This window comes from Mycobacterium asiaticum, assembly GCF_001673365.1.
Taxonomy (GTDB): Bacteria; Actinomycetota; Actinomycetes; order Mycobacteriales; family Mycobacteriaceae; genus Mycobacterium; species Mycobacterium asiaticum_A.
In genome coordinates, this window is the sequence record NZ_LZLS01000084.1 from 1 (window position 1) to 23,117 (window position 23,117).

The 23,117-nt window shown below is 64.7% G+C and carries 21 protein-coding genes; 12 read left to right on the forward strand and 9 right to left on the reverse strand.

Features of this window, described 5'->3' with window-relative positions:
- The 3 genes from A5634_RS08720 to A5634_RS08730 form a co-directional block, all read left to right on the forward strand.
- A partial coding sequence (locus A5634_RS08720; RefSeq protein WP_065143649.1) for a PHB depolymerase family esterase occupies positions 1 to 1,103 on the forward strand: 1,103 nt, incomplete at its 5' end.
- On the forward strand, positions 1,103 to 1,477 hold the full coding sequence (locus A5634_RS08725; protein WP_065143650.1) for a nuclear transport factor 2 family protein: 375 nt from the start codon (positions 1,103 to 1,105) through the stop codon (positions 1,475 to 1,477). The genes A5634_RS08720 and A5634_RS08725, both read left to right, overlap by 1 nt.
- On the forward strand, positions 1,441 to 2,523 hold the full coding sequence (locus A5634_RS08730) for a TIGR03857 family LLM class F420-dependent oxidoreductase (RefSeq protein ID WP_065143651.1): 1,083 nt from the start codon (positions 1,441 to 1,443) through the stop codon (positions 2,521 to 2,523). Before A5634_RS08725 ends, A5634_RS08730 begins: the two co-directional genes overlap by 37 nt.
- Before the next feature lie 124 nt (positions 2,524 to 2,647).
- On the opposite strand, the gene A5634_RS08735 is transcribed toward A5634_RS08730, so the two are convergent.
- Positions 2,648 to 4,156 carry an acyl-CoA carboxylase subunit beta gene (locus tag A5634_RS08735; protein WP_065143652.1) on the reverse strand — a complete coding sequence of 503 codons (1,509 nt, stop codon included), beginning with the start codon at positions 4,154 to 4,156 and terminating at the stop codon, positions 2,648 to 2,650.
- A 184-nt stretch (positions 4,157 to 4,340) separates the two neighbouring features.
- On the opposite strand from A5634_RS08735, the gene A5634_RS08740 reads away from it, so the two are divergent.
- From A5634_RS08740 to A5634_RS08750, 3 genes are all read left to right on the forward strand, one after another.
- Positions 4,341 to 5,561: a cytochrome P450 gene (locus A5634_RS08740; RefSeq protein WP_065143673.1), complete on the forward strand. Its 1,221-nt coding sequence runs from the start codon at positions 4,341 to 4,343 to the stop codon at positions 5,559 to 5,561.
- 60 nt (positions 5,562 to 5,621) lie between these two features.
- On the forward strand, positions 5,622 to 6,452 hold the full coding sequence (locus A5634_RS08745) for an SDR family NAD(P)-dependent oxidoreductase (RefSeq protein ID WP_065143653.1): 831 nt from the start codon (positions 5,622 to 5,624) through the stop codon (positions 6,450 to 6,452).
- A gap of 294 nt (positions 6,453 to 6,746) precedes the next feature.
- Complete coding sequence (locus A5634_RS08750; RefSeq protein ID WP_065143654.1) at positions 6,747 to 7,529, forward strand: SDR family NAD(P)-dependent oxidoreductase; 783 nt, start codon at positions 6,747 to 6,749, stop codon at positions 7,527 to 7,529.
- On the opposite strand, the gene A5634_RS08755 is transcribed toward A5634_RS08750, so the two are convergent.
- Together A5634_RS08755 and A5634_RS08760 are read right to left on the reverse strand one after the other, a co-directional pair.
- Positions 7,526 to 8,683: a Zn-dependent alcohol dehydrogenase gene (locus tag A5634_RS08755; RefSeq protein WP_065143655.1), complete on the reverse strand. Its 1,158-nt coding sequence runs from the start codon at positions 8,681 to 8,683 to the stop codon at positions 7,526 to 7,528. The two genes, A5634_RS08750 and A5634_RS08755, sit on opposite strands and share 4 nt — an antisense overlap.
- Positions 8,680 to 9,927, reverse strand: coding sequence for a cytochrome P450 (locus A5634_RS08760; protein WP_065143674.1), 1,248 nt, complete (start codon positions 9,925 to 9,927; stop codon positions 8,680 to 8,682). The genes A5634_RS08755 and A5634_RS08760 overlap by 4 nt, the downstream gene beginning before the upstream one ends.
- A gap of 129 nt (positions 9,928 to 10,056) precedes the next feature.
- Between A5634_RS08760 and A5634_RS08765 the strand changes: the two genes are divergently transcribed.
- Genes A5634_RS08765 through A5634_RS08780 form a run of 4 tightly spaced genes read left to right on the forward strand, consistent with a single transcriptional unit; the run spans position 10,057 to position 13,566 of the window.
- A complete protein-coding gene (locus A5634_RS08765; RefSeq protein ID WP_253861525.1) occupies positions 10,057 to 10,398 on the forward strand; it encodes a Rieske (2Fe-2S) protein in 342 nt (113 codons plus the stop codon).
- Positions 10,395 to 11,444 (forward strand): amidohydrolase family protein, encoded by a 1,050-nt coding sequence (locus tag A5634_RS08770; protein WP_065143657.1) that lies wholly within the window; start codon positions 10,395 to 10,397, stop codon positions 11,442 to 11,444. The genes A5634_RS08765 and A5634_RS08770 overlap by 4 nt, the downstream gene beginning before the upstream one ends.
- Positions 11,441 to 12,610: an amidohydrolase family protein gene (locus A5634_RS08775; protein WP_065143658.1), complete on the forward strand. Its 1,170-nt coding sequence runs from the start codon at positions 11,441 to 11,443 to the stop codon at positions 12,608 to 12,610. The genes A5634_RS08770 and A5634_RS08775 overlap by 4 nt, the downstream gene beginning before the upstream one ends.
- Positions 12,607 to 13,566 carry an alpha/beta hydrolase gene (locus tag A5634_RS08780; RefSeq protein WP_065143659.1) on the forward strand — a complete coding sequence of 320 codons (960 nt, stop codon included), beginning with the start codon at positions 12,607 to 12,609 and terminating at the stop codon, positions 13,564 to 13,566. Before A5634_RS08775 ends, A5634_RS08780 begins: the two co-directional genes overlap by 4 nt.
- A 16-nt stretch (positions 13,567 to 13,582) precedes the next feature.
- Here the strand turns inward: A5634_RS08780 and A5634_RS08785 are convergent, their stop codons facing one another.
- Together A5634_RS08785 and A5634_RS08790 are read right to left on the reverse strand one after the other, a co-directional pair.
- The gene (locus tag A5634_RS08785) at positions 13,583 to 14,173 is read right to left on the reverse strand and encodes a hypothetical protein (RefSeq protein WP_437339957.1); all 591 of its coding nucleotides are present in this window, start codon (positions 14,171 to 14,173) and stop codon (positions 13,583 to 13,585) included.
- Positions 14,174 to 14,436: 263 nt separating this feature from the next.
- Positions 14,437 to 15,312: a hypothetical protein gene (locus tag A5634_RS08790; protein WP_065143660.1), complete on the reverse strand. Its 876-nt coding sequence runs from the start codon at positions 15,310 to 15,312 to the stop codon at positions 14,437 to 14,439.
- 187 nt (positions 15,313 to 15,499) lie between these two features.
- Here A5634_RS08790 and A5634_RS08795 point away from each other — a divergent pair, with 187 nt between their 5' ends.
- Both A5634_RS08795 and A5634_RS08800 read left to right on the forward strand, forming a co-directional pair.
- Complete coding sequence (locus tag A5634_RS08795) at positions 15,500 to 16,630, forward strand: acyl-CoA dehydrogenase family protein (protein WP_065143661.1); 1,131 nt, start codon at positions 15,500 to 15,502, stop codon at positions 16,628 to 16,630.
- Positions 16,627 to 17,862 carry an acyl-CoA dehydrogenase family protein gene (locus A5634_RS08800; protein ID WP_065143662.1) on the forward strand — a complete coding sequence of 412 codons (1,236 nt, stop codon included), beginning with the start codon at positions 16,627 to 16,629 and terminating at the stop codon, positions 17,860 to 17,862. The genes A5634_RS08795 and A5634_RS08800 overlap by 4 nt, the downstream gene beginning before the upstream one ends.
- 9 nt (positions 17,863 to 17,871) lie before the next feature.
- Here A5634_RS08800 and A5634_RS08805 read toward each other — a convergent pair whose 3' ends face one another.
- The 4 genes from A5634_RS08805 to A5634_RS08820 all read right to left on the reverse strand — a co-directional run bounded on the left by A5634_RS08805 (position 17,872) and on the right by A5634_RS08820 (position 23,014).
- The gene (locus tag A5634_RS08805; protein WP_065143663.1) at positions 17,872 to 19,836 is read right to left on the reverse strand and encodes a SpoIIE family protein phosphatase; all 1,965 of its coding nucleotides are present in this window, start codon (positions 19,834 to 19,836) and stop codon (positions 17,872 to 17,874) included.
- A gap of 154 nt (positions 19,837 to 19,990) precedes the next feature.
- Positions 19,991 to 20,413 (reverse strand): anti-sigma factor antagonist, encoded by a 423-nt coding sequence (locus tag A5634_RS08810; RefSeq protein ID WP_065143664.1) that lies wholly within the window; start codon positions 20,411 to 20,413, stop codon positions 19,991 to 19,993.
- Between the two features lie 179 nt (positions 20,414 to 20,592).
- Positions 20,593 to 21,822 carry an amidohydrolase family protein gene (locus tag A5634_RS08815; RefSeq protein WP_065143665.1) on the reverse strand — a complete coding sequence of 410 codons (1,230 nt, stop codon included), beginning with the start codon at positions 21,820 to 21,822 and terminating at the stop codon, positions 20,593 to 20,595.
- A 163-nt stretch (positions 21,823 to 21,985) separates the two neighbouring features.
- Positions 21,986 to 23,014, reverse strand: coding sequence for a hotdog fold thioesterase (locus tag A5634_RS08820; RefSeq protein WP_065143666.1), 1,029 nt, complete (start codon positions 23,012 to 23,014; stop codon positions 21,986 to 21,988).
- Positions 23,015 to 23,117: the final 103 nt, after the last annotated feature.

Here is a 23,117-nt window from a genome sequence, read left to right on the forward strand (position 1 = left end):
TGCCGCGTGCGGTGGCCGGTCTGCGGGCCGATATCGGTACAAGCGGATTGGTGCCGGTGGCGCCTCGCGGCGTGCGCCAGTTCGGTGAGGTCTTTCTCGACGAGCTTGTGCTGACCGGTTTTTCGGTTCTCGGAGGCGGTGTGCCCAAGACGACGCGGTCGCTTGAGGGATGCGCTGCGGCGGCCCAGGAGTTGGCCGAATTAGGTATCGACGGCGCGCACGCCGATCCCCCGCCATTGCGGGTGCGTTCGATCAAGCGGCGGCGCATCGCCGGACTGGCTTATGAGCGCATGACTTTCGAGCACGATCCGGACTTGCCGCCGACGCTGGCGGACGAAGGCTTCGGTGGGCCTTCGCGGGCGGCAGTGCACCTGTGTCGGCATCGCTCACCCGGCCCACACGGCCACCGCCCCTGGCTGGTCTGGATTCACGGCGCCGGTCAAGGCGGAGCCGAAGACATGCTGATGTCACGCATCGACCGGATCTACCGCGAGCTGGGGTTCAACATTGCAATGCCGACCCAACCGGGCCACGGCAGCCGACGGGGATACTGGCCGAATTACCCGGACATGGACCCACTGGGCAACGTCGCAGGGATGATGCGCTCGGTGTCGGAGATTCGCGCAGTCGTGCGGTGGGTGCGACGGCAAGCCAGCGCCGTTGTGGTGGCCGGGGTTTCGATGGGCAGCCCGGTGGCCGCGCTGGTGTCGCATCTGGAGCGCGAGGTCGACGCGGTCGCGCTGTACACGCCGATCCTGGGACTCAACGCCATGATCGCGCGCCACCTCGGGCGCTCGGGTGCTTCACGCAGCGACTACCGACGACTGCTGCAGTCCGATGTGGTTTCGCAACTCACCACGGTGATCGATCCGCTGCTAGCGGACCCCGGCCCGCCACCACAGCGGCGCCTCATCGTGGCTGCCCGCCATGACAGGATGGCAATGCTCGAGCCAGCGCTGATGCTGCAGGAGAAGTGGGGCGGTCAGTTGCATTGGTATGCCGGTGGTCACGTAAGCCATGTGTTCTCCCGGCGGGTACAGCAGATTTCCGAGCGATTCCTGCGGGAGGTCCGCGACGACGTGTGTGTCCGAGCGGCGCAGTGATGGCTCTGCGTACCGCGCGCGAGGTGGTGGAGCTGTACAACCTGGTGGTGTGGAACGAGTGCAACCTCGAACTTGCCGCGGAGTTGTTCGCCGACAACGTTATTCGTCATGAAGTCGGCACAGCCCACACGCTGACGCACGCTCAGGCGGTTCAGCGGGTCGCCGACATGTGGGAAGTGTGCGACTCGCTGCACTTCGACCTCAACATCGTCATCGCCGGCGACGACGGCGAGCACGTCACGATCGTCTACGACTCGGCCGTCGTCGCCAACGGCGCCGAGACCAACATCGCCAGCATCGAGGTGTTTCGCGTCGTCGGGGGCAGGATCACCGAAGTATGGAATTGCGGCTACAAGCAAGGGGTTTGGAATTGACCGAGCAAGTTCTCGACGAACTGGGTTACTACCTGTTGGCGGGCGCCGGGGGCGAAGGGCCGGCAACTTTGATGGACGAAGCGCGCCGCGGCGAGGACCTGGGCTTTGGCACGGCGTTCATCTCCGAACGCTGGAACGTCAAGGAGGCGTCGTCTCTCGTCGGTGCGGCATGCGCGGTGACTCAGCGCATGCAGATCGCCACCGCCGCAACCAATCACAACACCCGTCATCCGCTGATCACCGGATCGTGGGCGACCACCATGCACCGGTTGTCCGGGGGCCGGTTCACGCTAGGTATCGGGCGTGGGATCGCCGCGATCTACGGAGCGTTCGGCATCCCGGCGGTGACCACCGCGCAGATGGAGGACTGGGCTCAGGTGATGCGCCGGCTCTGGCATGGCGAGGTGATATTCAACCATGACGGCCCGATGGGCAAGTATCCAATCCTGTTCCTTGACAGCGACTTCGACGAAGACATCCGGTTGGCGCTGGTGGCCTTCGGCCCCAACACCCTGGCGCTCGGTGGCCGTGCCTTCGACGACGTCATTCTGCACACCTACTTCACGCCGGAGACGTTGCAGCGCTGCGTGAAAACCGTGAAGACCGCTGCGGAGAAAGCGGGCCGCGACCCGGACAGCGTCCGGGTGTGGTCGTGTTTCGCCACGGTCGGCGACCACCTGCCTGAGCAGCTGCGGTTGAAGAAGACGGTGGCGCGGCTGGCTACCTATCTGCAAGGCTACGGCGACCTGATGGTCAAAACCAATGACTGGGATCCTGCTGTGCTGCAACGGTTTCGGGAGGACTCGGTGGTGACGTCGGTCGGCGGCGGGATCGACCACAAGGCCACCCCCGAGCAGATCGAGCACATCGCGACGCTGATTCCGCAGGAGTGGCTGGAGCCGTCGGCGACCGGGTCGGCACACCAGTGCGCCGAGCGCATCAGGCGTGAATTCGGCTACGGCGCGGACGCGGTGATTCTGCACGGCGCCACACCCGACGAGTTGGAACCAGTGGTGGCGGCGTACCGCCAGCAGGACCGCCAGTAGCCCCGCGAGCAGACGCAAAATCAGGCTGGAGCAGGCGTTCCAGTGCGATTCTGCGTCTGCTCGCGCAACCCAGCGCAACCCAGCGCAACCCAGCGCAACCCAGCGCACCCCAGCGCAACCCCTGTTAGGGCAGGATGACCGTTCGGGTCACCGGTTCCGCGGTTGCCTGGCGAGCCGACAGTGCGCGCTGCAACGACGCCAGCAGCGCATCACGGGTCTCGCGTGGATCGATGAGCTCGTCGAATCCCATGCCTTCGGCGGACCGGTAGGAGGCTTGCAGTTCGGCGTTGCGCAGTTTGGTCGACAAGTCCTCTGCGGCGTGTGAGGCGCGGCTGAGCGCGGCAGCGCTCATCGCTCCCATCGTTGCCCCCGGATAGGCGAAAGTCGCTGACTGGCTGTCGAATCCGAGCAGCGACATCACCATGGAGCCGAACCCATACGCCTTACGTAGCGTCAGATGCAGCTTGATTGTGGTGGCGGCCGTTTGGGCGGCGAACATCCGCGCACCGCTGCGCAGCACACCCGTGCGTTCGGACCTGCTACCGGGCAGCATCCCCGGGTTGTCGGCGAGAAACACGATCGGCAAATGGAACGAGTCGGCCACCAGGATGAAATGTGCGGCCTTGTCTGCGGCTGCGGCGTCGATGGACCCGGCCAGCACCTGCGGCTGGTTGGCAACCACGGCCACAGGATGACCGCCGAGATGTGCCAGCGCGCAGACGATCGCCTTGCCGAACGATGGTTGGACCTCGAACCAGTCCGGCCGGTCGAAGACCACGTCGAGTACCGCGCGCATGTCGTACACCCGCCGGTTCTCCCGGGAGACGATGTTCAGCAACTCCGGGGTCGGTCGCGGCGCGGTCGTCTCATCCGGCAGCAGCGACGGCGGATAGGACCAGGCGCTCGCCGGAAAATATGACAGGTAGCGGCGGATTTCGTCCAGTACGGTTTCGTCGTCCTCGGCGACGTTGTGTATCACTCCGCTGGGTAGCGCGACGTCCGGGCCGCCGAGGTCCTCTTTCGAAATGTCCTCGCCCGTCGACTCTTTCACCACCGGCGGGCCCGCCGTGAAGATGGTGCCTTGGCGGCTCATGATGCGGAAGTCACACACGGGCGCGACGAGGGCGCCGTGTCCCGCGGACGGTCCCAGTACCGCGGCGACCGTCGGTACCCGGCCCGAACACTGCGTCTGGGCGAGCAGGTCGGTGGGGGAGCGTCCGTAGTGCCCTCCGGTCGGACGAAAGCCGGCGCCGTCGAGCAACATCACCAGCGGGATGCGGTCGCGCACGGCCAATTCGGCGATGCGGTAGCGCTTGGAATTTCCGCCGGGCCCGATGCTTCCGGCCAGCGTGGTGAAGTCCTCGGCGCCGACCATCACCGGTGTGCCGTTGATGAGTCCCGAACCAGTGACAATCGCGTCGGCGGCTACCTCACCCCCGACCAGCGTGCCGATCTCCCGGAAAGTGCCGGGGTCCAACAGCCGCTCGATGCGGGCCCGAGCGTCGAGTTTGCCTTTGCCACGGTGCTTGTCGAGGCGCTCCGGGCCGCCCATGCCCCGCGAGTGCTGGCGGCGCCGGTCCAGGTCCTCGAGTGTCTCCTCCCAATCCGGAGGCCGATTCCGGGACTCAGGCATGCTGCTCGTCCTCACTCGCCGATAGGTACATACCGAAGTGCTTACTGTAGCCTGCGGCCCGGGCCGGCTCACCGCCCGCGCCCGCCCACGCGTCTGACGTTGACCCTACCGAATCGCTTACTGTACGTTTTTCCTCATGGCGCGCCCGGGCCTCGAACCAGAGTCGACCGTGAGCGCTCCGACCATTGACGAGGTTGCCAAGCTGCTCGCCGATCCGCAGACCTACGCCGACGAGCAGCGGTTGCACGCGGCGCTGACCCACCTTCGCGCCGAGGCGCCGGTGTCGTGGGTCGAGGTGCCGGACTACCGGCCGTTCTGGGCGATCACCAAGCACGCCGATGTGATGGACATCGAACGCAACAACACGTTGTTCACCAACTGGCCGCGGCCGGTCCTGACCACCGCGGAGGGCGACGCGCAAGCCGCCGCAGTGGGAGTGCGCACGTTGATCCATCTCGACGATCCGCAGCACCGGGTGGTTCGCGCCATCGGCTCGGATTGGTTCCGCCCCAAGGCGATGCGCGCCTTGAAGGTTCGGGTGGACGAGTTGGCCAAGATCTACGTCGACCGGATGCTGGAAGTCGGCCCCGAATGCGACTTCGTCCAAGAGGTGGCGGTCAATTACCCGCTGTACGTGATCATGTCGCTGCTGGGCCTTCCGGAAGCGGACTTTCCGCGCATGCTCAAACTGACTCAGGAGTTATTCGGTAGCGACGACAGCGAATTCAAGCGCGGCGCCACCATGGAAGACCAGATGCAGTCGCTGTTGGACATGTTCGGCTACTTCAACGCCGTCACCGCGGCGCGCCGTGAGCAGCCGACCGAGGATCTTGCGTCGGCGATCGCCAACGCCCGCATCGACGGCGAGCCGCTCTCGGATATCGACACCGTCTCCTATTACCTGATAGTGGCCACGGCCGGCCACGACACCACCAGCGCCACCATCTCCGGCGGGCTGCAGGCGCTGATCGAGAACCCCGACGAACAGCGTCGCCTGCGGGACAACCTCGAGTTGATGCCGCACGCGACCGAAGAGATGATCCGGTGGGTAACGCCGGTAAAGCAGTTCATGCGCACGGCCGCCGAAGACACGCAGGTGCGCGGGGTCCCGGTGGCGGCCGGCGAGTCCGTGCTGCTGTCGTATGTATCGGCCAACCGCGACGAGGACATCTTCGAGAACCCGTTCCGCTTCGACGTCGGCCGCGAACCCAATAAGCATGTGGCCTTCGGCTATGGCGTGCACTTCTGCATGGGGGCTGCGCTGGCCCGCATGGAAGTCAGCAGCTTCTTTGCCGAGTTGCTACCCAGGCTGAAACACATTGAGCTGACCGGTGATCCGCAATGGGTGGCAACCACCTTCGTGGGCGGTTTGAAGCACCTCCCGGTGCGCTATTCGTTGACGTAAGTCTAGTCTGTCAATACCCACGAAATTTTCGGTCAGTCAGTGTCAAAGGATGCCATCGATATGACGCGAAAGACGATTGTCGTCACCGGTGCCAGTGACGGCATTGGGGCCGCGGCGGCGCGGCACCTGAGTCGAAGCGGTGCGAACGTTGTCGTGGTGGGTCGTTCGCAAAGCAAGACCACCGCGGTGGCCAACGAATTGGGCGCGGACTATTTCGTGGCCGATTTCGCCGACCTTGCCCAGGTGCGCGCATTGGCCGAAAAGCTGAAATCCGAATATCCACGCATCGACGTCCTGGCCAACAATGCCGGCGGCATGTGCAAAGACGTTCAGATGACACCCGACGGCTTGGAAAAGACGTATCAGGTCAACTACCTGGCGCCGTTTCTACTCACCACGCAATTGCTGGACCTGCTCATCGAATCCGGCGCCACCGTGCTCAACACCACGAGCAACTCACACAAACTGCTACGCAGAGTTACAGTGGACGACCTCGATCACACCGAGGGGCGTCGCCCCAGCGTTGCTTATGCCCTGACCAAACTGTCAATCATCCTTTTCACCAGGGAATTACACCGCCGATTCCAGGGCAGCGGACTTTCGAGCGCGACGTTTCATCCGGGCTACGTCAACTCCAATTTCGGCGACGCGTCGGGTTCCCGGTTCCTGCTGTTCATGCGCCATCATGTGCCGCTGACCTCCCGATTCACGGCATCCGCGGAGCAGGGAGCCGCACAGCTGATCTGGCTTGCGTCGAGCGCGCCGGGTACCGACTGGCGGCCGGGCGAGTACTACGCCAAAGGCAAGGTCGCCAACGCCAGCCGCTGTGCCTACGATCCGAAACTGGCCCGCGAGCTATGGGACCGCACCGCGGCAAGGGCGGCGCTTTAGCAGGTCAGCCCGCTGTCGGGTGGTACGTCGCGACAATGCCGCAACCGCGGCGAGCGACCCCGTGATCTATGGGACCACCGACGTGACCATGACGCCATCGCGCTGCTGGATGTCGCAGGCAGCGCGAACTCGGTCAGGTGATCGCGATGGACGCCTGGAACCGGATTGGGGTCGCTACCCGGCTATCCCCACCGAGGCGGTAATACTGGACGCAGTACCGGAAGGGGAATCTGTGCTGGATATTCATCACGCCGCGACCCGCGCTGCCGATCTCGAAGACCGGCTGGGGCGGGCATGAGTGGATCGACTGCGCTGGTCACCGGCGGCGGCTCCGGGATCGGCCGGGAAGCCGCGGCAATGCTGCGCGAGGCCGGTCACGATGTGGTGGTGTGGGACCTATCCGGAGGCGACATCGATTGTGACGTCAGCGATTTCGGTGCCGTGTCGGCGGCGATGGAACGAACCGTCTGCGAGCACGGCGTGCCCACCCGGGTCGTGACGAGCGCCGGCATCGGGTCATCGGGCCTGCTGCTCAATATCGAGCCCGCGGACTGGGAGCGGGTGTTGGCGGTCAATCTCACCGGCACGTGGTTCACCATCCGCGCCGCGGCACAAGCCATGATCGACGCCGAACTGGAGGGCTCAATCGTCGTCGTCTCGAGCATCAGCGGCACCCTGGCCGATCGGGACATGGGTGCCTACTGCGTATCGAAAGCCGGCCTGGACATGCTGGTCAAGGTCGCGGCGGTGGAGTGGGGGATCCACGGTATCCGCGTCAACGCCGTCGGCCCCGGCGTTACTCGCACCCCGATGCTGCCCGATGCCGAAAAGTGGCCCGCCTGGGTCGAAGGCATGTCCAAGCGGACCGCCCTGCGGCGCTTGGGCGAGCCCGGCGATATCGCCGAGGCGATCGTGGGTGTGCTCGAAATGTCCTGGGTGACAGGGCAAGTGCTCCATGCCGACGGCGGCCTTTCGCTGCACAGTCCCATCGACGCGTATGGGCAGGTGGAAAAGCTGATGCGACTCAAGCGGCTCAAAGAACTGCACGAGCAGAAGCAGAAGGACAAGCAGTCCTAGCCGATACCGTAATCGATGATGCCCCTGATGATTTCGCCGTTGAGCAAATCGGCATAGGCATCGTTGATCTCATCGAGGCGGTAGCGCCTGGTGATCATTTCGTCCAGTTGAAGTTGGCCGGTCTGGTAGAGCCGCGCCAACCGCGCAATGTCGGCCTTGCCGTTGCAGGAGCCGAAAATGGTGCCCGCCAACGTCTTGTTGGACAGGATGAAGTCCTGCAGATTGATGTTCACCGAATGCGTCAGCTGCGAGGTCATGCCGGTCAGCACACAGGTTCCGCCCTTGCGGGTCAGCTGCACCGCATCGCGGACGTCATCGGCGGTCACCAGCGAAGGCGATACCACGACGGAGTCGGCCATGACGCCAAAGGTGAGGCCACGCACCAGATCAAGAGCCTCAGCGGTCGATGCGACGCTGTGGGTGGCGCCGAACTGCAACGCCGACTTCTGTTTGAACTCCACCGGATCTACCGCGATGATCTGGGCGGCACCGTTGATGCGGGCACCCTGGATCGCCCCGGTACCGATTCCGCCGGCACCGACGACGACGACGGTGTCGCCGCCGCGCACGCCCGCCCGATTGGCGGCCGACCCGTAGCCGGTGGGAATCGCACAGGACAGTAAAGCGGCGGGTACCAGCGGTATGTCCCGGTCGATCTTAATCAGCGAATTGACCGAAGCCACAGTGTGTCTGGCGAAGGCGCCGACCTTAGCCAAGTGGCCCAGCGGCTTGCCGTCAGAGGTGTGATGCCGAAACGTCCCGTCGGTAGGCATGCCCGGGACCATGGTGCCCATGCCGGTGTCACACAGGTATTCCATGCCCGATGCGCACCAACGGCACTGTCCGCACACCGCGACGAAAGACATCACCACATGGTCACCGGGAGCGAATTCGGTTACGCCAGGTCCGATTTCGCGGACGATGCCGGATCCTTCGTGGCCGCCGATCATCGGGAACATGCTCGGCAACCCCAGGGCTTTCATCACCTCGTTGGGCGCTGACATGTCGCCTTTGAGGATGTGATCGTCGGAGTGACACAACCCAGCGGCGGCCATCTCGACGAGGGCTTCGCCGGCGCGCGGGGCGTCCAGCTCGAAGTCTTCGACGGACCACGGCCCGCCGATACCGTGCAGGATCGCGCCGCGACTCCTCATGCGGCCGGGCTGAATGTGACGGGGAGTTTGTTGGGGGAGCGGAAGGTAAGCCCGACGATCTTGGACTCCACGCCGGTTCCGTCGTCTTCGACCAACCTCAGATCCTTGACACGGTCAAACAGGCTGCCCAGCATCACCCGCGTCTCCAGCCGGGCCAGATGCATACCCAGGCACATGTGGATACCGCCGGCGAATGCGACATGGGCCTGGCGCGCCCGGCCGATGTCGAAGGTGTTCGGGTCGGGCCAACGGGTTTCGTCGCGGTTGGCCGAACCCATGCACATGTCGATCTGTGCGTCGGCCGGTATCGTCTTGCCGCCGATTTCGACCTCCCGTGTGGTGGTCCGCATGACCATGGTGAGCGGGGTTTCGTAGCGCAGACCTTCCTCGAAGGCCAGGGGTATCAGGGACCTGTCCTGGTAGACCATTGCCAACTGCTCGGGATGGGTCAGCAGTGTGTAGAGCAGATTGCCCGACGAACGGTAGGTGGTTTCCAATCCCGCCGGCAACAGCAGGCGCAAAAAGGCGATGATTGCCTCGTCGGTGAGCTTCTCGCCTTCGATTTCGGCGGCCACCAGGTCCCCGATGATGTCATTGGTCGGTTTGCGACGCCGTTGTTCGACCTGGTTGAGGAAGTAACCGTGCAACTCTGCCGCCGCTGTCAGGCCCGCCATGATGTCGGTCGGGATGGAGATGAGGTCCAGCGACAGTCGGCGGAACATGTCGAGATCCTCGGGCGGCAGTCCCAGCAGCGAGGAGATGATGCGGGTGGGGAATTCGAATGTCACCGCCTTCACCAGATCCGCCTCGCCGTGGTCTTTGATTTCGTCGACCAGCTGATCGCAGATCGGCCCGATCACCGACGGTTCCCACCGTTCCAGCGCGGTGGCGCGGAATGCCTTGGCCACAAGATTGCGGTGGTCGTGATGTTCCTTGCCGCCCATCGCCAGGATGGTGTGGCCCATTACCAGCCCGATGGTCTCGTCGTACTTGGCCGAGGTGAACGTCGCGTCGTCCCGAAAGGCCTGGAAGACATCGTCGTAGCCGAACAGGGTCCATTCGTCGCTGGGCTTGAGTTCCTCGGGCATCTGGTCCTGGTCCGACAGCCCGCCATGCCACACCGGATCGGTGTTGCGCATGTACTCGAAGAACGGGTAAGGACTGGACTCGCCGGTGAAGTCGAGGGCGATGGGCGCGCCTTCGACCCCGTGTTCGACATTGGAGGGGTCGGTGCTGAGCGTCATCAGCACTCCTCTCTGAGCAACTGATTAACGGGCCGGACAGCGGAATATCGCTATCATAATATAAATAGCAACCTAGCAGCGGGCGGGTCCGGCGGAAGGCGGTGACAGCGGGTGCCGCAACGTCGTCTCGTGTGCTCCATCGACGAACTTCCGCCGGGCACGATGAAACTTCTCGACGTCGGGAAATTCGGCGTGGGCGTCTACAACGTGCGCGGCGAGTTGTACGCGATCGTGAACTACTGCTCGCACGAAGGCGCCCCGCTGTGCCTGGGCTTGATCGGTGGTACCAACGAACCAGCGCCCGACGAGCCGGACGGTGTGCGCCGGGTCCGCGAGGGTCAGATAGTCCGATGCCCTTGGCACAATTGGGAATTCGATATCACCACCGGACGCAACGTGGCCGATCCGACTCGACGCGTGCGAACCTACCAAGTCGACGTCACCGACGGGGAAGTCTTTGTGACCGCATGATCATAGATACCAACGTGCAACCGCACTTTCGCTACAACGCCGAGATCCGGCGCTATCTCCCGGCCGCGCACCAGCTGCGGTCCATCCCCGACGTCGAACAGCAGTGGTATCAGGCGCCCGGTGGTGATTACCGGTCGGATTTGTACGGCGACGGTTACCCGAGCTCGGACCCCGACACGGTGCGCCGGCACCTGTTCGACGAAGGCGGTGCACATTACGCGATTCTGAATCCGTCGACCCGCGGCAACATCGCCGATTACCTGCTCAACAGCCGGATCTGCGCGGCGGTCAACGACTGGCTACTCGACAAGTGGCTCGAACCTGACGGCAGCAACCGTTTCCGGGGGACCATTCGGGTCAACCCGGAAGATCCCAAAGGCGCGGTGGCCGAGATCGAACGACTCGCCGATTATCCCAAGCTTGTTCAGGTGGGGGTGCCGATGCAGTCCCGCGAGCCGTTCGGCAAGCCGGTGTTCGAACCGATTTGGGAGGCCGCGGCCGCGCACGGCCTGCCCGTGGCGGTGCACATCAACGGCGGCAACGGCGTCGACTATCCACCCACGTTCGCCGGCCACGCACACACATACCCTGGCTATGCGGCCTTTATGCCGCTGAACTATTTCGTCCACCTGGCCACCCTGATCGTGGAGGGCGTGTTCGGCAGACACCCAGGGCTGACGTTCGTGTTCGCCGACGGCGGATACGACATTTTGACTCCGTTGATGTGGCGACTGGACACATTCTGGTTGTCGATGCGCGACCAGACGCCGTGGGTGGACCGCTATCCCAGCGAATACCTGCCCGATCACGTCCGGTTCTGCTCGTCGGTGTTCGACGGGCCAACAGACACCGTGCATCAGCAGCAGTGGATGGACTTTTCCGACAAGTCCAGTCTGGTGATGTACGGGTCGAGTTACCCGCACTGGTCGACGACGTCCGCCGCGGTGATCGCTGACGGGCTCAGTGCGCAGCAGCAACGGAAAGTGCTGTGGCAGAACGCCAGTGAACTTTACGGGTTGACGGTGAGCGAAGGAAGCGCGCTATGACGGTCGTCGAACGGCTCGATCGGGACACGGGACAACAAGACATCGCAGTCAGCGTGGTCGACACCGATGTGCATCCGCTGCCCGTCTCCGCCGAGGTGCTCAAGTCCTACGCGCCGCCCGACTGGGTGGACAAGATCTGGCCGACGGCCAACGCGGTGACGCCGGTGTCGCACTTCTATGACACCCCGGACTCCTACAAGACCTTCTCGCTGCGGCTCGACTCCGCCCCGCCCGGCGGCGGATTCGCGGGCAGTGACCCGGATTTCGCCGCGCAACAGTTGCTGGTGGAGGCCGGCGTCAGCATCGCCTCGCTGGAACCGATGTGTGACGCGCAGTTGCCGCAGGCCGAGCAAGTGCTGAAATCCACCTACAACGACTGGCTCGCCGACGTCTGGCTGGACAAGCACAACGCTCACGGCCGCTGGCGCGGGTCGATCAGTGTCAGCGCGCAAACACCGGAGCAGGCGGCCGGCGAGGTCGAGCGGTGGGCGGGCCACCCGTACCTGCATCAGGTGCTGATGACGCCGCAGACGCGTGGAATCCCTTTCGGCAACCCGCATTTCGACCCGCTGTACCGGGCAGCCGCCCGCAATGGATTGCCGGTGGCCACCCATCTGATGGGTCAGACGCCGTTCGAGTTGATTCCGTTGTACCCGGTCGGCAACCCGGCGCACTGGCACGATTTCTTTGCGTCCTGGCCACTGCTCTACGTCTCGCACCTGATGAGCTTGGTGTTCGACGGGGCGTTCGACCGTCATCCAGATTTGCGCGTGGTGTTCATCGAAGGCGGTTTCACCTGGGCGATGCCGGTGATGTCCCGCATGGACCGGATCTGGGAAGCCCGCCGTGCTGACCTGCCGCAGGTGCGTCGCCGTCCGTCGGAGTATGTGCGCGAGCATGTTCGGTTCACCACGCAGCCACTCGAGGACGCCGACACTGTGGCTTTTCGCGAGTATCTGGAAATGATGGATCTGGGTGACAACCTGATGTTCTCGACCGACTACCCGCATTGGAGCTACGACTCCCCGGCGTATGCGATCAACCGGTTCCCGCCCGATCAGCGGGAGCGGATCATGCGCGGAAATGCGACCGCCCTCTATGGATTGCCGGCCACGGTCAAGGCCCTGCCGGGTGAGTTGGTCGACGGCGGTACCGTTCCGGCATGACACAGACGAATTCCGCGCGGCCGCAGGGCCTGATTCGCATCGATCCTGAGCTGCGCGAGGCCGCCGCGGCGCTGGGCGTGGTGGAGTTCAGCACCGAATCCCTGCCGGCGGAGCGGGAGCGCGCCAACCGGGCCGCCGCCGAACGAGCCGCGGCCGTCGACACCGCCGGGGTCACCATCGAAACGCGATCGATTCCCGGTCCGGACGGTAAAGACCTGGAGTTGCAGCTATACCGAGGCGCTACCGCCTCGGACGTACCGGCGGTGGTCTATGCCCACGGCGGCGGGTTCGTCACGGGCAACCTGGACACCGACCACGCGCACTGCGTGGAGTTGGCCCGCGATGCCGACTGCCTGGTGGTCTCGGTCGACTATCGACTTGCGCCGGAAAATCCGTGCCCGGCCGCACTGGACGACGTCGAAGCCGCGCTGCGGTACGTCGTCGAGCATGCCGGCGACTTGAACACGGACGCCACGCGTCTGGCCGTGATGGGGCGCGACGCGGGCGCCGCCCTGGTAGCCGGGTTGGCCCAGCGCGTGTTCGACGACGAGGGGCCCAAAATCGCGGTGCAGATCCTGCATCAGCCGATGCTCGACTCCGACGCGACGCCCTCGCGGCGGGAATTCCAGCGCACCCCTGGTCTCAACGGGCCGGCGGTCAGCCGGGCCTGGGCCCACTACCTCGGCCATGCGACGGCCAACGGTCAGCTCGTTCCCGCGCACCGCGCGAACCTGGAGGGACTGCCACCGGCGTTCGTGAGCTGCTCCGACGTCGACCCGTGCCGTGACGAGGCCATCGATTATGCGAACCGGCTGCTGCACGCCTACGTGCCGACCGGTCTGCACGTCATCGCCGCCACCTTCAACGGCTTCGACTCGGTTGTACCGGATTGGGTTGTCTCACAAGAGAACCGCGCGTTGCACGCGCAGACGCTGCGGCGCGCCTTCGCGGTCTGACCGCCCGGCGCGAGACCTAGACCGGGGTGAACTTGGTGATCAGCCATTTCCCGTCGACCAAGGCCAGGTTCACCAAGACGCTGCTGGCCGCCATGGACGGATCAGGGTTGTCCTTGCTGGTGGTGCTCTGGTCGACGAAAAGCAGCACCACGGCCGAGTCGGGGTGCAGTTCCTGCACCGCGGCCCGCATCACGTGGGCGCTGGTTTTCAGCGCCTTCTGTTTGGCCGCGGGAGCCACGATCTGCTGGGTGAACTGGTCGTAGTACGACAGAAAATCGCCGGAAAGATGCGACCTGGCGGCAGCGAAATCCTTGTCCAGGCTGTCCGGTGAGTAGGACAGCAGCGCCACCGTGCCGTCAGAGGCCGCGCTGACCGCCGCGCGCGCGACGCTCGGACTGGTCCGCTGATCCGGTTGGTGGTAGTGGAAGTACAGCCACAACGTCACACCGCCGGAGGCTATTACCAGCAGAATCAAAAGCACCGGGATGGGCTTCACCGAGATCTGCCGCCGCCAGATGTCGCGCCACCAGGTGCCCTTGGGCTCGGCGGCCTGGAGTTCATGCACCTCGGTTTCGGACTCGTCGCCGAGGATCGCGGGTTCGTCTATGAGAGGTTCTCCGCTGGCGTCGACCTCGTCTTGGGCGAGTTCTTGCTCGTGCTGCGCCCCGACGGTGTCGATCGCCACGGTTTCGGCGTCCTTGGAAGCGGCTTCACCGGCGACTTCGGTCACGTCTTCGGCCGGGTCTTCGCCGGGGACTTCGGTCACTTCTTCTACCGCGTCTTCGGTGGGGTCTTCGACCGCGTCTTCTCCAGCGTCCGGGTCGGGCTCGTCGATGTCTTTGGTCAAGTCCACCTCGCGTTGGTCATCGCTCACGGCACGAACTCAACTTTCGACATCTTGTACTGCCCGTCCTCTTCGGTCACCGTCACTCTGAGTCGCCACGCGCGCGGTTCGTCTTTGGCCCCAGCGGAATTGGTGACGCGTGAGGTCGCCGAAACCAGCACCTGCGCCGAGTGCCCGTCCATGGATTCGATGGCCGCCGCGTTCACGGTCCCCTCCGTCACCACCTTCGATTGCTCGACCACCTTGGTGAAATCGGCTGCGCGCTGCTGGAAGTCATCCCTGAACTCACCAGTGGAACTGTCGATTACCCGCTGTACGTCTTCCTTGGCCTTCTTGAAATCCAGCGAAGTCATATTGACGACGCCTTGCTTGGCGCCCGCGATGAAGGCCGCGGCCTTCTGCTCCCGATCGGTGGCTTCCTTGTGCTGCCACACGAAGTACGCGCTGAGCCCGCAGAAGCCGACGATGAGAAGCACCGCGATCGCCTTGGCGAGTGTGGTCCACTTCGGGAAGCGGATCGCGTTGCGCACCCGGTCCCGCCGGGACGGTGGCGCCGCGACTGCCGCGCTCTCGGACTCGCTGTAGTATTCCGACTCGTCGTAGTCCGCCGACTCGACGTAATCCGCTGACTCGTCGTAGTCCTCGGAATCGTCGTAATCCTCCGCATCGTCGTAGTCGTCGTAGTCGTCGTAGTCTTCGTAGTCGTCAGACTCCTGGTAATCCCCGTAGTCCTCGTCGTCGGACCCGGCGGCTAGGGCTTCGCGTCGCAGCCGGGCGGCGCGGGCTTTGGCGCGTGCCGCGGCGGCCAGCGCTTCGGCTTCGGCGGCCTCTGCCTCGGCTTCGGCGGCTAACGCCAGCACATCGGCCTTCGATGTCTCCGCATCGTCGTGTGTCTCAGCCATTACGGCCACCGCTCGTCATTATCGACTGAACTCCGGTATCTCTTACGGTATCGCCCATTGCTAACATCAGAGTCGCCAGCGAACTCCGACGAGGACCGATCAGGCGGATGATCACCCACCCACCAAAACTTCTCTGCGACCCCCTTCGCGGTGGCGAAGAAAGGCCGAAGAAAATCCGGCCGCCGTCATGACCGCTGTCGACTCTCCCGAAAAGATACTCTTTATCTCCACCAGCCAAGCCTTTCTGTCCAAAGAAGCGTCGCTGCGTCATGTCCGGGAATTGCACGCGGCGGGCAGTTCATGGGACCCGGCGTGGTGGCGGCGGGCCGCCGAACTCGGGTGGACGAGCCTGCTGGTTCCGGAGGAGTTGGGCGGCGGCAGCGTTTCGGGCGACGGGGTCGTGGATCTGGCCGGGGTCGCCGAATTACTCGGCAAGACCGTAGCTCCGGGCCCGCTGTACCCGGTGAGCACGGTGCTTGCCGGCCTGGTGGATTCGGCCGAACGTCATGCGCACGCAGACCTCATCGACGCCTTGATGACCGGTGAAAAGGTGGCTTCGTGGGCGGTTTCGGAGCCCGGCCGGGGCTGGGAGCCACTGGAGCCAACGGCCACCGCCACCGCCACCGAGCACGGCAGCTTCCGCATTGACGGCAGCAAGGACCGGGTCGAAGCCGGCGCCCAGAGCGCGGTGCTGCTGGTGGTCGCGCGGTCCGAGGCGGGCGTGCGTCAGTTTCTGGTGCCGACGGATGCCCCCGGCGTCCGAATTTCTCCCCAGCAGTCAGTCGACCTGGTCAAACAGTACGCACGGGTGGATTTCGACGGTGTGGTGGTGGAGGCGTCCGCGATGGTGGGCAGCGCGGCCGAGACCGCCTCGTTGATCGACCGGCAGAGCCAGATCGCGCAGGTGCTGCAATGCGCTGAGGTGGTGGGCGTGCTGGAGACCGTCTTCGACCTCACCGTGCAGTGGGCCCTGGATCGGCACAGCTTCGGCCGTCCGTTGGCGTCCTACCAGGCGCTCAAACACGCCTTTGCCGACATGAAGATGTGGTTGGAGGCGTGTCGCGCAACTACGGCGGCAGCGGTTGCCGACATTGCCGCCCGCGCGCCGAAATCGAATCTGTCGGCGAGCATTGCCAAGTCCTATGTCGGCGAGATGGCCGGGCAGATCGTACAGCGCTGCGTGCAGATGCATGGTGGCATCGGCGTGACATGGGAGCATGACCTGCATCTGTATCTGAGGCGAATCACGCTGTACCGGGCCATGTTCGGCACACCCGAAGAGCACAACGTCCGCGTGTATCAGGCGGCGGCCAAATGAGTTCCGGCGAATCCGTTGCCGAATTCGCGGCGCGGGCCAGAGCCTGGCTGGCCGAGAACATGCCGCCCATCGATCCCGAAGCGCCACCGGCGATGCCACGCGACGCCGAGGACTCTTGGCAACGAGCGCGTGAACTGCAAAAGCGGCTGTACGCAGGCGGATTCGCGGGCATCTGCTTCCCGCGCGAGTACGGCGGCCTGGGGCTGGATTACGAACACCAGCAGGCTTTCGACGCTGAATCCCGCTGTTACGAAATGCCGTTGATCCTCAACGTCCCGACATTCACCATCTGCTGCGCCACCCTGCTCGACACCGGCAGCGAGGACCAGAAGAAGCAGCACATCGCGGCGGCGCTGCGCGGTGACGAGATCCTGGTGCAATTGTTGTCCGAGCCCAGCGGGGGTTCCGATCTGGCCGGCGTCATCACCCGCGCCGAACGTCGGGGCGACCGCTGGATCATCAATGGCGCCAAGACCTGGAGCACCAGCGCGTTCGCCGCCGACTACGGGCTGTGCCTGGCGCGCACCGATTGGGAGGTACCCAAGCACGACGGTCTGACCATGTTCCTGGTGCCGATCAAGCACCCGGGCATCACCTTGCGGCGCATCATCCAGGTGAGTGGCGGCGCCGAGTTCTGCGAGGAGTTCCTCGACGGCGTGGACGTCGGCGCCGACGCGGTGGTCGGCGAGGTGAACGGCGGATGGGCGGTCGCGTCGCGGCAGCTCTACCACGAACGGCGTGCGGTGGGCCAGGGCTCGGAATTCGCCAGCGGGTCCGGCCACGAGGGCGGGCACACCACGCCGGTGGATTATCCCGATCTACTGCGCAGGACTGGGCACGCTGACAGCGAGCGGGCCCAAGAACAGGCCGGCCGCGCGCTGGTGCATCGCGCCGTCGCCGAGCAACTGATCAACCACGTTTCGCGCAGCGTGCGCGACGGCTCACTTCCGCCGGCTGGGGGGACTTTGATCAGGCTCTTCCACGCCGAGACCGTGATGGTCGAAATGGACGCCGCGTTGGCGATCGCCGGTGCTTCCGGGGTGGTCGGCGAGGTCGGTGAGGGGCTGCAGACCGGGCTGCGGTATTTGTCGCGGCAGTCTGTCGCGATCGGCGGCGGTACCACCGAGATGGCTCGCAATGTCATCGGCGAACGGGTGCTGAACTTCCCGCGTGAGTACGCCGCAGACCGGGGGGTGCCGTTCAATCAGGTGCGGCACGGCAAACAGGGTTAGACCAGACCCTTAGTCCTCGACGAGGACGTCCTCCGAATCACCGCCGCTCACCGGTATCTGAACCAACGACAAGACGTGGTGGGCCGGACTCCCCGGTGGCGCCACCAGCACACAGGCACCGCCCTGCTTGCGGGCGCGATCCCGGGCCGCGGCCAACGCGCTGACACCGGCCGACCCGAGATGGGTGACGGCGCTGAGATCGATCGTCAACGAGGCTATGCCCGAACGACTTTCGACCGCGATCTGGCGATCCAAGGTCGAAGCGGTGCGCGAATCAACGTCACCGCGGACCACGATGCGGCCACCGTCGGCGACCAGCGAGACGAATTCGCTGTCCATCTCCCGTGGCCGGTTGGTCCTGCTGACCATAGGGTCGCTGACGAAGTTCGCCGGGCGACTGAGCCGGTGGGCGAGCGTGGCAGTCGTGCCGTCGAGGCTGTGCTTGACGTGCGACTCGGTAACCAGCGCCTCGGCCATCGCCAGGCCGCGCCCCCGGCCCTTCTCGCCCTCGCGGTGATCCTTCCATTCGCCACGGTCGACCACCGATGCCCGCAGCATCCCGTCGCCGCCCAGCGATGCTTCGACGATGACACCACCGGGAACCTCTGTGCCGTAACCGTGTTCGACCGCGTTCTCCACGAATTCGGAGACCGCATGCACGACGTCGGAGGTGTCGGTGTCATCGGCACCGATCTCTGTCAACCACTGCCGCAGCTTCGCCCGAACCGCGCGGGCAGCGTGGATGGTTGCATCCGCCATGATGTACAACGGCGCCGTCGGTGCCTTTCGTTGCGCCGCAAGCAATGTCACGTCGTCGTTGTAACCCGTTGAGCGCAATAGTAATTCGAGGGTCTCGCTACACAACCGGTCCACCGGACGGACGGCCGGGCTGATGACGAAACCCCCGGTGCCGGCCGCGATACCGGCGGCCAGGTCGGCGAACTCTGCGGTGCTGGCCACCAACGGCCGGCCGGGACGTTCGATCAGGCCGTCGCTGTAAAGCAGGACCGAGTCGCCGATGTCGAGTATTTCGGTACGGACGGGGAATCCGGTGCCGCTGCCAAGTGGGCCGCCGCCGGACGGTTCCAGGTATCGCGAGCTCGCGTCGGCAGTCACCACCAGCGGCGGCGGGTGCCCTGCTGTGCAGTACTGCAATTCGCCGGTCGCCAGATCCACAGAGACCATGCAGATGGTGGCCGACTTCGATCCCGGCACATGCTCGTGGAACCGGTCGAGGGCCTCCAATGCGTCGACGAGGGAGTTGTCCGCCGTGATCTGCATCCGCAGCGCCGTGCGCAATTGCGACATCACCGCCGCCGCTTCGACGCCATGGCCGACGACGTCGCCGACGACCAGCACCAGACGATCACCGAGGGCAAGTGCATCGAACCAGTCGCCGCCGGCCGCGGTGTCCTCGGCCGCGACGAGGTACTCAGCGGCGATGTCCGCACCCGGCACGATCGGGACCGTCGCGGCCAGCAGCGCCTGCTGCATGACGATCGCCGAATCCCGGACGTTGCGGTACCGCTCGGAAAGTTCCTCGACGCGCGCCTCGGCCGCCAGTCGCGCCTGAACGCGGGCGGTGACGTCGTCGAAGACGAGCTGCACACCCTCGATCGACCCGTCCGGCGCGCGGCGTGGTGTGACCAAAAAGTCGAAGAACCGCTCTTCGAGGCCGGAACCTTGCAAGTCGACCTGCAGCCGCCATTCGTCGCCGGTTTGCGGTTCACCGGTCTGATAGACCCGGTCGAACATGTCGTAGATCTGCTGGCCCTCCAGCTCCGGGTAGACCTCTCGTGCGGTCTTGCCTACCGGTCGAAGCGATGGGTTGAATGCGCGGAAAGCCGCGTTGGCAGCGACAAAGCGGTGCTCAGGCCCCTCCAGGCCCACCACCATGGCGGGGATGTTCTCGAAAATACGCCGCACGTTCGCAGCCGTGCCTACTGTGTCGTCCCAGTCCTCTTCGGCCGACATATTTGGCCGTACCTCCCACGGACCGACCCACGGACCGACGTAGCAAACAAGCAGGTGCGTTGACGTAAGCGTTACGCAGTAACAAATACATTAGCAATGTGGGCGACTAGCACCACGCACCAAAATTTTTCGGCGTGCGAGCGAGGGGTTGGCGCTATGCCGCGAGGGCAGATTCCGTCGTGGGATAGACGGGCAGCACATTGGCGAAGGCGCACGCGTCCACGATGCGAGCGACGCCGGGCTCGCGACTGACCACGCGCAGCGTTATGCCACGCCGTCGGCACCGCTCGGCCTCGTCGGCCAGGACGGTGAACGCGCAGCACCCCATGAAGTCGAGTCCGCTGACGTCGACGACAAGCGGGCCGGGCCGCGAAACAACCGCGGCTGCCTCGGAGATCAGGCTCTGCCAGGTGTGCTCGTTGGACGCATCGACTTCGCCGTGGGCGCGGATAATCACCGCGGGGCCGTTGCGCAGCGTAGTTGCGTGCAGCGTGCTATTCGGTTCGCCTAGCTCTGAGGACAGCCGGTTGCTCAACGGCACCGAAATGGAAAACGAGTCGAATGGACCCAGGTTCATCAGGCACCCCCAAATCGGCCGCGCCGAAAAATCCCCCCGAATCGGACATCCGCTGCGCGCCTTAAGACAAAGTGATGCCTTGTGTATAGCAGAGTGCGGGGCCGGATTCGGCGAAATGCCAGAATCCGGCAGGGACCGCACAGGCCGGCCCCCGCCCTGCCGATCGACGGGGTCAACGCTCAAGCAGAGACCGGCTTTTCGGCCGGCTTTTCGGCCCGCCCAGAAACCGGGCCCGAGACCTTCATCAACTTCATCAGGTTGCCGCCCATGATCTTCTCGACGTCTTCCTGGTCAAAATCGCTGAGTTCGTCGACGAAGCTGATCGGGTCCTTCAGCCCCTCAGGGTGCGGCCAGTCGGAGCCGAACACGACGCGATCGGTGCCCACCATCTTGACGATCTCGCTGAACCGGTCCTCCCAGAACGGGCTGACATAGACGCAGCGCTTGAAGGTCTCGATCGGGTCTTCGCTGAACGCCTGCGGCATCTTCTTGTAGACACCCTTGAGGCCCCTGAACAAGGTTGGTACCCAGTCGGCGCCGTTCTCGATGGACAAGATGCGCAGGTCTGGGTTGCGGGTGAGCGCGCCGTGACAGATCAAAGCCCCGAAGGCATCTTCGATGGGTCGATGGCCCATCGCGAGGCTGCGGAAGGCGGTCGGCTTGAACGGCAGGAACTCATCGCCCGGCTCCCAGATGTTGAGCAACTCGGAGTAGCCGCTGTCGGAGGCGTGCATCGACACGGGGATCTCGGCGCGAACGCACGCCTGCCAGAACGGATCGAACTCTTCCAGGCCGAACGATCGACTGCCGCGGTAACCCGGCACGGGAGCGGGACGGACCAGCACGGTGCGGGCACCGCGCTCAAGGCACCACTCGAGTTCTTCCAGCGCTCGCTCGACGATGGGCAGTGTGATCACGGGAGTGGCGAAGATGCGGTCCTTGTAGTTGAACGACCACTGCTCGTACATCCACTCGTTGAGCGCGTGGATGACGTCGTGCGTCATTTCCGGGTCGTCCTTCATGCGCTCTTCGACCAGACTGGCCAACGTCGGAAACATCAGCGCGTAGTCGATGCCGAGCTCGTCCATAACCTCCAGACGGGCACCGGGCTCGCGGAACGCCGGGATGGCCTTCATCGGCTCGCCCAGGATTTCGCGGTAGCTCTTGCCTTGTGAGCCGTGGCGGAAGTAGTCCTCTTGGGCGCCTGGACGGGCGACCACCTCGAAGGTCGGGTTCGGGATGTAGTCGCTGATGTGACCGCGCACCACGATCTTGGTGCGGCCCCGGACCTGCACGTAGTCGATGACGTGCTTGCGCTTCTCCGGAAGGTACTTGGTCAGCGCTTCCTGCGGCTCGTACATGTGGTTATCGGCGTCGAATACCGGGAAGGAAAGCTCGCGGGACGGCATGGCGAATCTCCTAGAAGTCTGGATCTCTGAATGCGGTAATGACGTTACCATCGCCGGGCGGTGCGTGGCGGTCCCTTAGGCAGCGCGAGCCGAACCTGGCTGCGATTTTCGGCGTCGAATTTCGCAGCCAGGTTTGGCTCGGCAGGCAAGCAGCCGACGTGGCTCACCGCTGGCCCGACTCCGGTTCGGTCGGGTGGCCGACGATGGCGAAGTTCACCGTGGCCGTTGCCGCGAGCTCGCTGTCGCTATCACCGAATATGTCGATCTGCATGACCAGCGAGCGGCGGCCGGCGCGCAACACCTTCGGCACGGCCAGTGCGGAGCCCTGCCTGATCGGCCGCAGGTAGCGGATGACCAGATCAGAGGTTGTCATCGCGGTGCCGGGTTGCAGATACTCCAGTCCGAGTTGTCCGCCGGCCACGTCGGCCAGGGTTGCGATCAGACCGCCCTGTAAGGCGCCGGAGGTGTTCACCACCTGCGGGCTCACCGGCATCGTCATCGCGAACTCGCCGCCATGGAAGCTGGCCGGACGCAGACCGATCTGGGCGAACAATTCGGCAAGCGTCGGATCCGAGGTCTTGTCCTCGGCGTCGCGAATCCCGAGGGCACGGCTGCAGAAGTCATAGAGTTGGCCGGCATCGATGGGGGTGCCGTTCAATTCGGTTCCAAGCCAATGCAACCGCAGCGCCCCAACCATGGTTTGCATGACGATGGCTGCCGCGGTGCCCACGTCGAGTCCGGAGTTGAAGACACCTTCGGTGATCCCTTGGCCGACGATGTCGCGCAGCAGTCGGTGCAGCGGGGACAGGACCCGGGCGTACTCGCGGGGCCGGGTCTCGGCCAGGTGCTGGTTGTAAAGGCTGAGGGCGCGATTGAGGCTGTCCTGCGTGGACGATTCCGGCTGGGCGCTGATGCGGTCGAGGACCAGCTTGAGTGCGGCTGTGCTGTCCAGGCCGGCGGTTTCTTCGCGCCACAGTTGTGCCGCTTGCGCCATGGTCCGGTCGAAAAGCGCCAGCAACAATTCATCCTTGCTGGCGAAGTGTTGGTAGAACGCACGCAGCGACGTCTTGGAGCGGGCGACGACTTCCTGCACGGTGAAGTCGGTGCGGCCGGTTTCGCCGAGGATTTCCACCGCGGTTTTGATGAAGCGGTCGGCGCGGGTAGCTTCGGCTGCTTCGGTGGGGTCGGCCATAGGCGGTCTCCTCTTCCGTGCGGTGTGAAACGCTTCGAGATCCCTGGGAAAGGCAATTCTGAGAATGAGGTTACCGCGCATGGTGCGACGGACCTTGAGCCAT

What these genes read in the sequence shown, in the direction of transcription:
- A5634_RS08790 (WP_065143660.1), bottom strand. Translation starts at nt 15,312, where the DNA reads ATGGCTGAGACACACGACGATGCGGAGACATCGAAGGCCGATGTGCTG.
- A5634_RS08745 (WP_065143653.1), top strand. Translation starts at nt 5,622, where the DNA reads ATGACGCGAAAGACGATTGTCGTCACCGGTGCCAGTGACGGCATTGGG.
- A5634_RS08725 (WP_065143650.1), top strand. Translation starts at nt 1,103, where the DNA reads ATGGCTCTGCGTACCGCGCGCGAGGTGGTGGAGCTGTACAACCTGGTG.
- A5634_RS08805 (WP_065143663.1), bottom strand. Translation starts at nt 19,836, where the DNA reads ATGTCGGCCGAAGAGGACTGGGACGACACAGTAGGCACGGCTGCGAAC.
- A5634_RS08780 (WP_065143659.1), top strand. Translation starts at nt 12,607, where the DNA reads ATGACACAGACGAATTCCGCGCGGCCGCAGGGCCTGATTCGCATCGAT.
- A5634_RS08820 (WP_065143666.1), bottom strand. Translation starts at nt 23,014, where the DNA reads ATGGCCGACCCCACCGAAGCAGCCGAAGCTACCCGCGCCGACCGCTTC.
- A5634_RS08750 (WP_065143654.1), top strand. Translation starts at nt 6,747, where the DNA reads ATGAGTGGATCGACTGCGCTGGTCACCGGCGGCGGCTCCGGGATCGGC.
- A5634_RS08760 (WP_065143674.1), bottom strand. Translation starts at nt 9,927, where the DNA reads ATGACGCTCAGCACCGACCCCTCCAATGTCGAACACGGGGTCGAAGGC.
- A5634_RS08735 (WP_065143652.1), bottom strand. Translation starts at nt 4,156, where the DNA reads ATGCCTGAGTCCCGGAATCGGCCTCCGGATTGGGAGGAGACACTCGAG.
- A5634_RS08770 (WP_065143657.1), top strand. Translation starts at nt 10,395, where the DNA reads ATGATCATAGATACCAACGTGCAACCGCACTTTCGCTACAACGCCGAG.
- A5634_RS08775 (WP_065143658.1), top strand. Translation starts at nt 11,441, where the DNA reads ATGACGGTCGTCGAACGGCTCGATCGGGACACGGGACAACAAGACATC.
- A5634_RS08730 (WP_065143651.1), top strand. Translation starts at nt 1,441, where the DNA reads ATGGAATTGCGGCTACAAGCAAGGGGTTTGGAATTGACCGAGCAAGTT.
- A5634_RS08810 (WP_065143664.1), bottom strand. Translation starts at nt 20,413, where the DNA reads ATGAACCTGGGTCCATTCGACTCGTTTTCCATTTCGGTGCCGTTGAGC.
- A5634_RS08795 (WP_065143661.1), top strand. Translation starts at nt 15,500, where the DNA reads ATGACCGCTGTCGACTCTCCCGAAAAGATACTCTTTATCTCCACCAGC.
- A5634_RS08800 (WP_065143662.1), top strand. Translation starts at nt 16,627, where the DNA reads ATGAGTTCCGGCGAATCCGTTGCCGAATTCGCGGCGCGGGCCAGAGCC.
- A5634_RS08815 (WP_065143665.1), bottom strand. Translation starts at nt 21,822, where the DNA reads ATGCCGTCCCGCGAGCTTTCCTTCCCGGTATTCGACGCCGATAACCAC.
- A5634_RS08755 (WP_065143655.1), bottom strand. Translation starts at nt 8,683, where the DNA reads ATGAGGAGTCGCGGCGCGATCCTGCACGGTATCGGCGGGCCGTGGTCC.